Genomic DNA, 13071 nt, shown 5'->3' on the forward strand with positions numbered 1-13071 from the left:
GCATGCGGCCCGTTTCCAAGATCGAACGTACGGTGGCGCCCTTCGAGGTCGTCAGCTCCTACCAGCCCAGCGGTGACCAGCCGGCGGCCATCGCCGACCTCGAGCGGCGCATCCGCGCGGGCGAGAAGGACGTCGTGCTCCTCGGCGCCACCGGCACCGGCAAGTCGGCGACCACCGCCTGGATGATCGAGAAGCTCCAGCGCCCCACCCTGGTGATGGCGCCGAACAAGACGCTGGCCGCCCAGCTGGCCAACGAGTTCCGCGAGCTCCTGCCCCACAACGCCGTCGAGTACTTCGTCTCGTACTACGACTACTACCAGCCCGAGGCGTACGTCCCGCAGTCGGACACCTACATCGAGAAGGACTCCTCCATCAACGAGGAGGTGGAGCGGCTCCGCCACTCCGCGACGAACTCCCTGCTCACCCGCAGGGACGTCATCGTCGTCGCCTCCGTCTCCTGCATCTACGGCCTCGGCACGCCCCAGGAGTACGTGGACCGGATGGTCCCGCTCAAGGTCGGCGAGGAGATCGACAGGGACCGGCTCCTCCGCCGTTTCGTGGACATCCAGTACACCCGGAACGACCTGGCGTTCACCCGGGGCACCTTCCGGGTCCGGGGCGACACCATCGAGATCTTCCCGGTGTACGAGGAGCTGGCCGTCCGCATCGAGATGTTCGGCGACGAGATCGAGGCCCTCTCCACCCTCCACCCGCTCACCGGCGAGGTCATCAGCGAGGACGACCACCTGTACGTCTTCCCCGCCAGCCACTACGTCGCCGGTCCCGAGCGCATGGAGCGGGCGGTCAACGACATCGAGCGGGAGCTGGAGGGCCGTCTCGCCGAGCTGGACAGGCAGGGCAAGCACCTGGAGTCCCAGCGCCTGCGCATGCGCACCACGTACGACATCGAGATGATGCGCCAGATCGGCTCCTGCTCCGGCATCGAGAACTACTCGATGCACTTCGACGGACGCGAGCCGGGCTCCGCGCCCAACACCCTCCTCGACTACTTCCCCGAGGACTTCCTGCTCGTCATCGACGAGTCGCACGTCACCGTGCCGCAGATCGGCGCCATGTACGAGGGCGACGCCTCCCGCAAGCGGACCCTGGTCGACCACGGCTTCCGGCTCCCGTCCGCCCTCGACAACCGTCCGCTGAAGTGGGAGGAGTTCCAGGAGCGGATCGGCCAGACCGTCTACCTCTCCGCGACCCCCGGGGCGTACGAACTCTCGCGCGGCGACGGCTTCGTCGAGCAGATCATCCGCCCCACCGGCCTGGTCGACCCCGAGGTCGTCGTCAAGCCCACCGAGGGCCAGATCGACGACCTGGTGCACGAGATCCGGCTGCGCACCGAGCGGGACGAGCGGGTCCTCGTCACCACCCTCACCAAGAAGATGGCCGAGGACCTCACGGACTACTTCCTGGAGCTCGGCATCCAGGTGCGCTACCTGCACAGCGACGTCGACACCCTGCGCCGCATCGAGCTGCTGCGCGAGCTGCGCGCCGGCGAGTACGACGTCCTGGTCGGCATCAACCTCCTCCGGGAGGGCCTGGACCTTCCCGAGGTGTCCCTGGTCGCCATCCTCGACGCCGACAAGCAGGGCTTCCTGCGCTCCGGGACCTCCCTGATCCAGACGATCGGCCGTGCCGCCCGCAACGTCTCGGGCCAGGTCCACATGTACGCGGACCGGATCACCCCGGCGATGGAGCAGGCCATCGACGAGACCAACCGGCGCCGCGAGAAGCAGATCGCGTACAACACGGAGCGCGGCATCGACCCGCAGCCGCTCCGCAAGAAGATCAACGACATCGTCGCGACCATCGCGCGCGAGGAGATCGACACCGAGGAACTGCTCGGCACCGGCTACCGGCAGGCCAAGGAGGGCAAGGGCGCCAAGGCCCCCGTCCCGGCGCTCGCCGCGCACGGCCCCAAGGGCAGGGGCAGGGCGGGCTCGACGGTCGAGCTCGGAGACCGGCCCGCCACCGAACTGGCCGCGATCATCGAGGAGATGACCGACCGGATGCGCGCCGCCGCCGCCGAGCTGCAGTTCGAGGTGGCGGCCCGGCTCCGCGACGAGGTGGGGGAGCTGAAGAAGGAGCTGCGCCAGATGAAGGAGGCGGGCCTCGCCTGACCGGAGGGGCGGTCCGGTGTGTTGCAAGACCGACACAAATCCGGACCGCCCCTCCGCGCTGTCGGTGGCCCTGCGTAGGGTGCTGACCAACCGCACGGGCCGGACAGCGGACGCGGGGGAACGCAACGAGAGGGGCAAGCGCGTGACCGTGAACATGACCAAGGGTCAGGCCATCAGCCTGGAGAAGAAGGGCGGGGGCAGCCTCACCCAGGTGCGGATGGGCCTCGGCTGGCAGGCGGCGCCGCGTCGCGGTCTGTTCGGCTCGCGCACCCGCGAGATCGACCTGGACGCCTCGGCCGTCCTCTTCGCCGACAAGCAGCCGGTCGACGTGGTCTTCTTCCGGCACCTGGTCAGCGACGACGGTTCGGTCAAGCACACCGGCGACAACCTGGTGGGCGGTGCCGGGCAGGGCGGCGACGACGAGGCGATCCTCGTGGACCTGGAGCGGGTGCCGGTCCACATCGACCAGATCGTCTTCACGGTGAACTCCTTCACCGGCCAGACGTTCCAGGAGGTGCAGAACGCCTTCTGCCGGATCGTCGACGAGACGAACGGGCAGGAGCTCGCCCGCTACACCCTCGACGGCGGCGGCAACTACACCGCGCAGATCATGGCGAAGGTGCACCGCTCCGGCTCCGGCTGGCAGATGACCGCCCTGGGCAACCCGGCCAACGGCCGTACCTTCCAGGACCTGATGCCGGCGATCCTGCCGCACCTCTAGGACGTTGGAGGGCGTGTGCCGGAAGCCCCGCCCGCCCTCCGGGCGGACGACGCCGCTTTCGGCACGCGCCCCGGGCGGTCCGCGCACCACGCACCCACAGCTCCCGGCGGCAGCGGCCGCCGGGAGCTGTCCCGCATGAACCACCGCGCGACGCCGCGCGGCCAGTCCGGCCCCGCGACCGGGGCGGACGCGCACGATCCGTTGATCCGCACCGGGAAGCTCCGCACCGGGGAACGCTGAGGGGACAGAGTCGATGACGGCCGAGCTGGTCCGGGGGCAGAACCACCCCCTGCCCGACACCCGACTGGAGATCCTGGTGTCGGCCGGTCATCCGGTCCTCGCCGTGGCCACCCTCGGCGACGAGGAGGGCAGGCTCCCCGGCCCGGAGTGGATCGCCCACCCCGGTGCGCCCTCCCTCCCCGGGGTCGACGTCCCCGGGACGGCCGCCGCTGAGCACCGGCTCGCCGTCGCCCTGGACGCGGTCCCCGCGACCGTCCACCGCGTCTCGGTCGTCCTGGCGCTGACCGGGCACGGCGCGGCCCGCTTCGGAGCCGTCGCCGCCCCCTTCGTCGCCGTCACCGGCCCCGACGGCGCCGGGATCGCCGGCTACACCCTCACCGGACTCACCAGCGAGACCGCCGTCGTCGCCCTGGAGCTGTACCGCCGCCAGGGCGCGTGGAAGGTCCGGGCCATGGGCCAGGGGTACGCGGGCGGTCTCGCCGCCCTCCTCGGCGACCAAGGCCTGGACCGCCCCGCCGACGCGGCGGCGGCCGTCCTCGCGGCCGTTCCGGAGCCGGTCGTTCCGGGAGCGGCCCTCCCGGCGGCCGCCCCGCAGCCGCGCGTCCCGGAGCCGGAGCGGGTGTCCCGTTCGGCGCCCCCGGCCGGCCCGGCCGCGCCGCCTCCCGCGCTCCCCTCAGCCCCGGAGTCCGCGCCCCCGCCCGCCCCGGCCGGACCCGCCCCGGACGCGCGGACCGCCGGCGGCCCCGTCGACTACTCCCATCCCCGCCGCAAACCCGCCGCCGCGCCGGAGCCGCCGCCGCAGGCCCCGCCCGTCCCGGTCGCCGGGGACGCCTCCGGCTGGTCCATGGACGAACGCCTGTACAACCAGGTGTGGGGGATGTTCGAGGACCTGGCCCGCGCGGCCGCCGCCTACCGCGGCGCCTGCGACTTCGCGGAGTCCCGGCTCGACGGTGAGCTCGACCGGACGCTCTCCGACTACCGCTCCCGGACCGGGGGCGCGAACGACGCCGCCCGGGCGGCCGCCCGCGCCCGTCACGACGATCTCGTGGAGCGGGCCAGGGAGGTCCTGGACCGGGACCTCGCCCAGCTCGCGGCCGAGGCCGAGGTCGTCGAACCGGCCCTGCCGATCGCCTACGCCCGCTGGGACAGCCCCGTCTGGCACGCCTACCGCGTTCCGGCCGAGGAGCCGATGGCCGTCCGTCTCGGCGACCTCCACCTGCCCGAGCGGACCGACCTGCGGATTCCCATGCTCGTCCGGCTCCCCCTGGAGCGCGGGCTGTGGGTGGACAGCGGCCGCGGCCACTCCGCGGCGGCGGGTCTCCTCGACGAGGCCGAACTGCGCCGGCTCGCCCTCGACAGCGCGGTCGCGCACGCGGCCCGGCTGCTCGCCGCGCACCCGGCGGGCGGCTTCGCCGTCCACGTCCTCGACGCGGCCGGGGCGGGTGCCGCGTCGCTCGCGCCGCTCGCGGAGACCGGTGTCCTCGCCGCGCCGCCCGCCCGGGGCGCGGCCGGTGTCTCCGCGGTCCTGGAACAGCTCACCGAGCGGGTCGACCTGCTCCAGATGGCGTCGCGGAGCGGGATGGCCGACGCGCTGCCCCCCGGCCTGGACACGGCCCGGCAGCTCCTGGTCGTGCACGACTTCCCGCACGGCTTCGACGACCGGGCGGTCACCCGGCTCCGGTACCTCGCCGACGAGGGCCCCTCGGTCGGCGTCCATCTGCTGATGGTGGCGGACCGGGAGGACGCGGCCGCGTACGGTCCGCTGCTCGACCCGCTGTGGCGCTCGCTCCTGAGGCTCACCCCCGTCCCCGACGACCACCTCGCCGACCCCTGGGTGGGGCACGCCTGGTCGTACGAGCCGCCGCTCGTTCCCCCGGGCAGCGGCGTCCTCCGGCAGGTCCTCGCCCGGGTGGCGGCCGCCCGCCACGGAAAGCGGTCCTGACCTGGCGTCTTGGTGGTCCTTTACCTTTCTCTTTACCTTCTCTTGGGTTTTCGGGTAGTCTTCTTCGTGCGGAGGGGAGTACTCCCCAAGCGCGGCGTACCCGTCAATACGGACGGATCATCATGGATCCGATCCCGGGGCGCCGGCCCGGCGGCCCGTCCGCCGCCCGGGTGGAAGAGACCTCCGGCAGCGACGACGCTGATCGATGGCCGTACGACGCCGGAGGCGCAATGGACGTTTCGACCACCCTGTGGATCCTGACCATTCTCGGTCTGGGTGCCCTGATCGGAGCCGACTTCTTCATCGGGCGCAAGCCCCATGACGTGTCGGTCAAGGAAGCCGGCGTCTGGACCGTCGTCTGGATCGTGCTGGCCGCGCTCTTCGGTCTCGGGCTGCTGCTCTTCGGCAGCAGCCAGGCCTCCGGGGAGTTCTTCGCCGGCTACATCACCGAGAAGTCGCTCAGCGTCGACAACCTCTTCGTCTTCGTCCTGATCATGGCGAAGTTCTCGGTCCCCTCGCACCTCCAGCAGCGCGTCCTGCTCGTGGGCGTGCTGATCGCCCTGGTGCTCCGGGCGATCTTCATCGCGGCCGGTGCCGCGATCATCGCGAGCTTCTCCTGGGTCTTCTACCTCTTCGGCGCGTTCCTGATCTACACCGCCTGGAAGCTCATCCAGGAGGCGCGTTCCGACGAGGAGGAGGACGAGTTCGAGGAGAACCGGCTCCTCAAGAGCGTGGAGAAGAAGTTCGGCGTCGCCGACCGGTACCACGGCACCAAGCTCTTCATCCGTGCCAACGGCAAGCGGGTGCTGACCCCGCTGATGGTGGTCATGCTGGCCATCGGCACCACCGACATCCTCTTCGCCCTCGACTCCATCCCGGCGATCTTCGGCCTCACCCAGGACCCGTACATCGTCTTCACCGCCAACGCCTTCGCCCTCATGGGTCTGCGGCAGCTGTACTTCCTGATCGGCGGCCTGCTCAAGAAGCTGGTCCACCTCAGCTACGGCCTGTCGGTGATCCTCGGCTTCATCGGCGTCAAGCTGGTGCTGCACGCCCTGCACGAGTCCGGGGTCCACGTCCCGGAGATCTCCATCCCGGTCTCGCTCGCGGTCATCTGCGGTGTTCTGATCATCACCACGATCACCAGCCTGATCGCCTCCAAGCGGCAGGCGGAGCGGGACGCGGCCCCCGGCGTGGCCGACGCCGACGGCGCCGAGAAGGACAGCGTCGGCGCCTGACGCGGCATCCACGGCGACGGCCGGCCCGGGACCCCCTCCCCGGCCGGCCGTCGCGCGTTCCCGAGGGGTCCTGTCAGGCGGGCGCGACGGCCTCCTCCGCCCCGGCCCGCGCCGGCAGGGTCTCCGGCAGCAGCGCGAAGCAGCCCAGGCTGACGAGGGCCACCAGGGTCAGATAGGCCGCCACGCCCCACGGCGGACCCGAACCGCCTCCGGAGAGCGCGGTGGCGACGACCGGGGTCAGGGCGCCGCCCAGGACGCCCCCGAGGTTGTAGCCGACGGCCGCGCCCGTACAGCGCACCCGGGGTTCGTACAGCTCCGGGAGGTACGCGGCGACCACCGCGAACACCGTGATGAAGGCCAGCAGCGCGCCCAGGAAGCCCAGGAACATCAGCGGCGGCCGGGCCGTGTGCAACAGGGCCACCAGCGGGAACATCCAGAGCGCGCAGGCCGCGCACCCGGCCAGGCAGAGCGTCCGGCGGCCCCAGCGGTCGGCGAGGAGCGCCACGAACGGGGTGGCCGCGCCCATGATCGCCACTGCCGCCATGACGCAGCCGAGCATCGCCGCGCTGCTCACCCCGAGCCGTTCGGTGCCGTAGGCCAGGGACCAGGTGGAGACCGTGTAGAAGACGGCGTACCCCACCGCGAGGGCCCCCGCCGTCAGCAGCACGAGCCGCCAGTGCTCCCGGACGACCTCGGCCAGCGGGGCGCCCGCCCGCCGCCCGGACGCGGACAGCTCCTCGAACTGCGGCGTCTCGGCCAGCGAGGAGCGCAGCAGCAGCCCGCCCGCCGCGAGCAGTCCCGCCGCCCAGAACGGCACCCGCCATCCCCAGGAACGGAACTCCGCGTCGCTCAGCCCGGTCGTGAGCGCCAGCATCACCCCGTTCGCCAGGAGGAAGCCGACCGCCGGGCCGATCTGCGGAAAGCTGCTCCACAGCGCGCGCCGGTGGGCGGGGGCGTGCTCGGCGGTGAGCAGCACCGCCCCGCCCCACTCGCCGCCCAGGCCGAGTCCCTGGAGGAAGCGGAGGACGAGCAGCAGCACGGGGGCGGCGATGCCGAGCGTGGCGTACGTGGGGACGCAGCCGACCGCGACCGTGGCGCAGCCGGTCAGGAGCAGCGAGGCGAAGAGGACCGGACGTCTGCCGTACCGGTCGCCGACGTGACCGAAGAGGGCCGAGCCGAGCGGGCGGGCCACGAATCCGGCGGCGAAGGTGCCGAAGGCCGCCAGGGTCCCTGCGAGCGGGGAGAAGGTGGGGAAGAAGAGCGGGCCCAGGACGAGGGCGGCGGCGGTCCCGTAGACGTAGAAGTCGAAGAACTCGACGGCCGTGCCGGCGAGCGAGGCCCCGGCGAGCCGGGCCATCGACGGGGCGGCGGAGGGAGGGGACGGAGAGTGACGGCGGTGCATGCCGCAGCCCTACCCGCCGGCCACCCCGCCCACGGGGGCGTGCGGGAGCGCGCCGCTGCTCGGGCGCGCGCCCTCCGCCCGCCGGTGGATCACCAGCCGCGCTCGCGCCACTCCGGGAGATGGGGGCGCTCGTCACCGAGCGTCGTGTCCCGGCCGTGGCCCGGATAGATCCACGACTCGTCGGGGAGGACCGCGAAGAGCTTGGTCTCCACGTCGTGGAGGAGGCTCGCGAAGGCCTCCGGGTCCTCGCGGGTGTTGCCCACGCCGCCCGGGAAGAGGCAGTCGCCGGTGAAGACGTGGGGGTGGCCGTGCGGGTCGTCGTAGACGAGGACGATCGAGCCCGGGGTGTGCCCGACGAACCGGCGCGCGGTCAGCTCGACCCGGCCCACCCGCAGCGTGTCGCCGTCCTCGACGGGCACGTCGGTCGGGACCGGGATGCCCTCGGCGTCGTACGCGCCCGCGTAGGTGCGCGCGCCGGTCGCGGCGACCACCTCGGCCAGGGCCTGCCAGTGGTCGCCGTGCCGGTGGGTGGTGACGACGCCGGTGACGCCGTCGTCCCCGATCAGCGTGAGCAGGGTCCCGGCGTCGGCGGCCGCGTCGATCAGCAGCTGTTCGCCGGTCGCGCGGCAGCGCAGGAGGTACGCGTTGTTGTCCATCGGGCCGACCGCGACCTTCGAGATCATCAGGTCCGTCAGCTCGTGCACGTCCGCCGGGCCGCCGACCCTCACCGCTCCGCTGTACGTCATGAGCTCAGCCTATAGCGGGGGGAGGGCGGGGAGTCCGTCGCCGGAGAGCACGGCGAGGTGGGCGCCCTTGTCGCCGCGGCCGGACAGCCAGCCGAGCAGCTCGGGGCCGGTGCCCGCCAGGAGCACGGGGGTGCCTTCGCCGCCGCCGGTCCGCCAGGTGGTGGCGCCGGCCGCGTCGTGACCGAGGCGGAGCGTCACCGGGGGGACCTCCGGACGGCCCGACCAGCGGTCGGCCAGGAACGCGATCTCCCGCAGGACGAACTCCTCCGGCAGGTCGTCGAGGCCGTAGCCGGCGCCCAGGTCGACGTGGTGCAGGTCCACCTCGGCCCAGCGGCGGAAGGGGACCCGGGCGGCGACGTCGGTGACGCCGTTGCGCAGCTCGACGGTCCGGCCCCAGTCGGCCGGTTCCCCGCAGACGGCCCGCAGCCGGTCGGCGCTCTCGCGCACGTCGGCGAGCTGGACGTCGAGGGGCCGGCCGGCGTCGCGCTCGATGTCGGCGTCGCGGGTCGCGGCGTCCGGGTACATGGGACGTCCCCGGAGGACGTTCGCCAGGGCGTCGGCGTTGCGGGCGAGGTGGGCGAGGACATGGCCGCGGGTCCAGCCGGGGAGCCGTGACGGCTCGGCCACCGCGGCGTTGTCCCAGGAGGCCGCCGCGTTCAGGAGGCGGTCGGTCGCCTCTCGTACGGAAACAAGGTCACGCTCGTGGTCGATCATGGCGCCGACCCTAGCGCCGACCGGGCCGGGCCACCCGTTCGGGTGAAGAGGTCGGCGGAACACCGGAAATCGAATGTACGTGCTATAGGCTCGATGGAAGCATCCGTCCTCCTCGGTTGTTGGCATGTAGGCACATCCGCTCTCTCAAGAAAGGTGCGGACCGGCGTGGCCGACCGTCTCATCGTCCGTGGCGCTCGCGAGCACAACCTCAAGAACGTCTCCCTCGACCTCCCGCGTGACTCCCTCATCGTCTTCACCGGGCTGTCGGGGTCGGGCAAGTCCTCCCTCGCGTTCGACACGATCTTCGCCGAGGGGCAGCGCCGGTACGTCGAGTCGCTCTCCTCGTACGCCCGGCAGTTCCTCGGCCAGATGGACAAGCCGGACGTCGACTTCATCGAAGGTCTGTCGCCCGCCGTCTCCATCGACCAGAAGTCGACCTCGCGCAACCCGCGCTCGACGGTCGGCACCATCACGGAGGTCTACGACTACCTCCGCCTGCTCTTCGCCCGCATCGGCAAACCGCACTGTCCCGAGTGCCGCCGCCCCATCTCGCGCCAGTCGCCGCAGGCCATCGTGGACAGGGTCCTGGAGCTTCCCGAGGGCAGCCGCTTCCAGGTGCTCTCCCCGCTCGTGCGCGAGCGCAAGGGCGAGTTCGTGGACCTCTTCGCCGACCTCCAGACCAAGGGCTACAGCCGTGCCCGGGTCGACGGGGCGATCGTGCAGCTGAGCGAGCCGCCGGTCCTGAAGAAGCAGGAGAAGCACACCATCGAGGTGGTCGTCGACCGCCTCACGGTGAAGGACGGCGCCAAGCGGCGGCTCACCGACTCCGTCGAGACCGCGCTCGGCCTCTCCGGCGGCATGGTCGTGCTCGACTTCGTCGACCTCCCCGAGGACGACCCCGAGCGCGAGCGGATGTACTCGGAGCACCTCTACTGCCCGTACGACGACCTCTCCTTCGAGGAGCTGGAGCCGCGCTCCTTCTCCTTCAACTCGCCCTTCGGCGCCTGCCCCGACTGCACCGGCATCGGCACCCGCATGGAGGTCGACCCGGAGCTGGTCGTTCCCGACGAGGACAAGTCCCTCGACGAGGGCGCCATCCACCCCTGGTCGCACGGCCACACCAAGGAGTACTTCGGCCGGCTCATCGGCGGACTCGCCCAGGCCCTCGGCTTCCGGACGGACATCCCCTACGCGGGGCTGCCGCAGCGGGCCAAGAAGGCCCTGATGTACGGCCACAAGACCCAGGTCGAGGTCCGCTACCGCAACCGGTACGGGCGGGAGCGGGCGTACACCACCCCGGCCTTCGAGGGCGCCGTCTCCTTCGTCAAGCGGCGCCACACCGAGGCCGAGAGCGACTCCAGCCGCGAGCGCTTCGAGGGCTACATGCGCGAGGTGCCCTGTCCCACCTGCGAGGGCACCCGGCTGAAGCCGATCGTCCTCGCGGTCACGGTCATGGACAGGTCCATCGCCGAGGTCTCCGCGATGTCCATCAGCGACTGCGCCGAGTTCCTGGCCCGCCTCACCCTCAACGACCGCGACAAGAAGATCGCCGAGCGGGTCCTCAAGGAGGTCAACGAGCGGCTGCGCTTCCTCGTGGACGTCGGCCTCGACTACCTCTCGCTCAACCGGGCCGCCGGCACGCTCTCCGGCGGCGAGGCCCAGCGCATCCGGCTCGCCACCCAGATCGGCTCCGGCCTGGTCGGCGTGCTGTACGTGCTGGACGAGCCCTCCATCGGCCTCCACCAGCGCGACAACCACCGGCTGATCGAGACGCTGGTGCGGCTCCGGGACATGGGCAACACGCTCATCGTGGTCGAGCACGACGAGGACACCATCAAGGTGGCCGACTGGGTCGTGGACATCGGCCCCGGCGCGGGCGAGCACGGCGGCAAGGTCGTCCACTCCGGTTCCCTGAAGGAACTCCTCGACAACGAGGAGTCGATGACCGGGCAGTACCTGTCCGGCCGCCGGGCGATCACCACCCCGGACGTCCGCAGGCCGGTGGACCCCTCGCGCAGCCTCACCGTGCACGGGGCCAAGGAGAACAACCTGCGGGACATCGACGTCTCCTTCCCGCTGGGCGTCCTCACCGCCGTCACCGGCGTCTCCGGCTCCGGCAAGTCGACCCTGGTCAACGACATCCTCTACACCCACCTGGCGCGCGAGCTGAACGGCGCCAAGTCGGTGCCCGGGCGGCACACGCGCGTGGAGGGCGACGACCTCGTGGACAAGGTCGTGCACGTCGACCAGTCCCCGATCGGCCGCACCCCCCGGTCGAACCCGGCGACCTACACCGGCGTCTTCGACCACGTCCGCAGGCTCTTCGCCGAGACGATGGAGGCCAAGGTCCGGGGCTACCTGCCCGGCCGCTTCTCCTTCAACGTCAAGGGCGGCCGGTGCGAGAACTGCTCCGGCGACGGCACGATCAAGATCGAGATGAACTTCCTCCCGGACGTCTACGTCCCGTGCGAGGTCTGCCACGGCGACCGGTACAACCGGGAGACCCTGGAGGTCCACTACAAGGGCAAGTCCATCGCCGAGGTCCTGAACATGCCGATCGAGGAGGCCCTCGACTTCTTCGAGGCCGTCCCCACGATCGCCCGTCACCTGCGCACCCTCAACGAGGTCGGGCTGGGGTACGTCCGCCTCGGCCAGTCGGCGCCGACGCTCTCCGGCGGCGAGGCGCAGCGCGTGAAGCTCGCCTCCGAGCTCCAGAAGCGTTCGACGGGCCGCACGGTCTACGTCCTGGACGAGCCGACCACCGGTCTGCACTTCGAGGACATCTCGAAGCTGATCAAGGTCCTCTCCGGTCTGGTCGACAAGGGCAACTCGGTGATCGTCATCGAGCACAACCTCGATGTCATCAAGACGGCGGACTGGGTCATCGACATGGGCCCCGAAGGCGGCAGCGGCGGCGGCCTGGTGGTCGCCGAGGGCACCCCGGAGCAGGTCGCCTCGGTCCCGGCGAGCCACACCGGCAAGTTCCTCCGCGAGGTCCTCGGCGCCGACCGGATCAGCGACGCGGGCGCGACGGCGCCGGCGGCGCGCGGGACGAAGAAGACGGTGGCGAAGAAGACGGCGGTGAAGAAGACCGCCGCCAGGAGCACCGCCGCCAAGGCCGCGGCCCCCGCCAAGAAGGCTCCGGCGAAGAAGGCGACGGCCCGCGGCCGCAAGGCCTGACGGCCGGGTGCCCGGCCGGCCCCGCCGCGCCGGCGTCCCACGGCGCAGCCCCCGCCCGGGTGCGGGGGCTGCGCCGTGTCCGTACCCGGGCCGTGTCCGTACCCGGGCCCCGTGTCCGGCCCCTCCCCTGGCCCCCGCGACAACGGGGCCGTGTCCGCCGGTATCGTCGGTTCGGTCACCCCTGGGGTGTCTTGTCCCCGACCTCACCGTGGAGCGCCCATGTCCGGCCAGTCCAGCCGTCGCACCGTACTGAAAGGCGCCGCCCTCGCCGGTGCCGCCGGGCTGGGGGCCGCCGCCTGCTCCACCGAGTCCAAGCTCGGCCACGCCGAGGTGCCGACCCCGACCGCCCCGGTCTCCCTCGGCGCCCCGGACGAGGTGCCGGTCGGCGGCGCCAGGCTCTACCGCGAGCAGCGCCTCGTGGTGAGCTGCCCCGCCGAGGGCCGGTACAAGGCCTTCAGCGCCCAGTGCACCCACGCCGGCTGCGTCCTCGACAAGGTCGAGGGCACCGAGGGCAACTGCCCCTGCCACGGAAGCCGCTTCGACGTGACGACCGGCAAGGTGCTCCGGGGCCCGGCCACCGTCCCGCTCCCCGAGGTCCCCGTCCGGGTCGAGAACGGCGCCCTGGTCGCCGGCCCGGAGGCCCCCAAGGCCTGACGGAGCCGCCGGAAGCCCGGTACGGAGCCGTCGGAAGCCCGGCGCCGGGTACCGGGCACCGCCCGCCCCGCACGGGCCGGCCCCCGGGAGCCCGGCCCGTCC

At 72.2% G+C, this 13071-nt stretch carries 9 protein-coding genes; 6 read left to right on the plus strand and 3 right to left on the minus strand.

The annotated features are described in order from the left end of the window. The first annotated feature begins 2 nt into the window (after positions 1 to 2). From uvrB to ACZ3IL_RS21410, 4 genes are all read left to right on the plus strand, one after another. On the plus strand, positions 3 to 2132 hold the full coding sequence (gene uvrB / locus ACZ3IL_RS21395) for an excinuclease ABC subunit UvrB (RefSeq protein ID WP_467392243.1): 2130 nt from the start codon (positions 3 to 5) through the stop codon (positions 2130 to 2132). Between the two features lie 142 nt (positions 2133 to 2274). Further along, a complete protein-coding gene (locus ACZ3IL_RS21400; RefSeq protein ID WP_388691703.1) occupies positions 2275 to 2853 on the plus strand; it encodes a TerD family protein in 579 nt (192 codons plus the stop codon). 253 nt (positions 2854 to 3106) lie between these two features. Further along, on the plus strand, positions 3107 to 5035 hold the full coding sequence (locus ACZ3IL_RS21405; RefSeq protein ID WP_467392246.1) for a TerD family protein: 1929 nt from the start codon (positions 3107 to 3109) through the stop codon (positions 5033 to 5035). A 230-nt stretch (positions 5036 to 5265) separates the two neighbouring features. Beyond that, positions 5266 to 6273 carry a TerC/Alx family metal homeostasis membrane protein gene (locus tag ACZ3IL_RS21410; protein WP_467392248.1) on the plus strand — a complete coding sequence of 336 codons (1008 nt, stop codon included), beginning with the start codon at positions 5266 to 5268 and terminating at the stop codon, positions 6271 to 6273. Between the two features lie 73 nt (positions 6274 to 6346). Here the strand turns inward: ACZ3IL_RS21410 and ACZ3IL_RS21415 are convergent, their stop codons facing one another. From ACZ3IL_RS21415 to ACZ3IL_RS21425, 3 genes are all read right to left on the minus strand, one after another. Next, entirely contained in the window at positions 6347 to 7630 is a 1284-nt protein-coding gene (locus ACZ3IL_RS21415; RefSeq protein ID WP_467392495.1) for an MFS transporter, read from the minus strand. Between the two features lie 134 nt (positions 7631 to 7764). Then, the gene (locus ACZ3IL_RS21420; protein WP_467392250.1) at positions 7765 to 8421 is read right to left on the minus strand and encodes an MBL fold metallo-hydrolase; all 657 of its coding nucleotides are present in this window, start codon (positions 8419 to 8421) and stop codon (positions 7765 to 7767) included. Positions 8422 to 8430: 9 nt separating this feature from the next. Next, the gene (locus ACZ3IL_RS21425) at positions 8431 to 9135 is read right to left on the minus strand and encodes a maleylpyruvate isomerase family mycothiol-dependent enzyme (protein WP_467392252.1); all 705 of its coding nucleotides are present in this window, start codon (positions 9133 to 9135) and stop codon (positions 8431 to 8433) included. 165 nt (positions 9136 to 9300) lie between these two features. On the opposite strand from ACZ3IL_RS21425, the gene uvrA reads away from it, so the two are divergent. Both uvrA and ACZ3IL_RS21435 read left to right on the plus strand, forming a co-directional pair. Then, positions 9301 to 12315, plus strand: coding sequence for an excinuclease ABC subunit UvrA (uvrA, locus tag ACZ3IL_RS21430; RefSeq protein WP_467392254.1), 3015 nt, complete (start codon positions 9301 to 9303; stop codon positions 12313 to 12315). A 219-nt stretch (positions 12316 to 12534) separates the two neighbouring features. Continuing rightward, entirely contained in the window at positions 12535 to 12969 is a 435-nt protein-coding gene (locus tag ACZ3IL_RS21435; RefSeq protein WP_467392256.1) for a Rieske (2Fe-2S) protein, read from the plus strand. Positions 12970 to 13071 lie beyond the last annotated feature (102 nt).

It is taken from the genome of Streptomyces sp. NPDC014907 (assembly GCF_055562975.1).

Excerpts from the sequence above, each read along its gene's own strand:
- ACZ3IL_RS21405 (WP_467392246.1), top strand. The coding sequence starts at position 3,107 with ATGACGGCCGAGCTGGTCCGGGGGCAGAACCACCCCCTGCCCGACACC.
- ACZ3IL_RS21420 (WP_467392250.1), bottom strand. The coding sequence starts at position 8,421 with ATGACGTACAGCGGAGCGGTGAGGGTCGGCGGCCCGGCGGACGTGCAC.
- ACZ3IL_RS21415 (WP_467392495.1), bottom strand. The coding sequence starts at position 7,630 with ATGGCCCGGCTCGCCGGGGCCTCGCTCGCCGGCACGGCCGTCGAGTTC.
- uvrB (WP_467392243.1), top strand. The coding sequence starts at position 3 with ATGCGGCCCGTTTCCAAGATCGAACGTACGGTGGCGCCCTTCGAGGTC.
- ACZ3IL_RS21425 (WP_467392252.1), bottom strand. The coding sequence starts at position 9,135 with ATGATCGACCACGAGCGTGACCTTGTTTCCGTACGAGAGGCGACCGAC.
- ACZ3IL_RS21410 (WP_467392248.1), top strand. The coding sequence starts at position 5,266 with ATGGACGTTTCGACCACCCTGTGGATCCTGACCATTCTCGGTCTGGGT.
- ACZ3IL_RS21435 (WP_467392256.1), top strand. The coding sequence starts at position 12,535 with ATGTCCGGCCAGTCCAGCCGTCGCACCGTACTGAAAGGCGCCGCCCTC.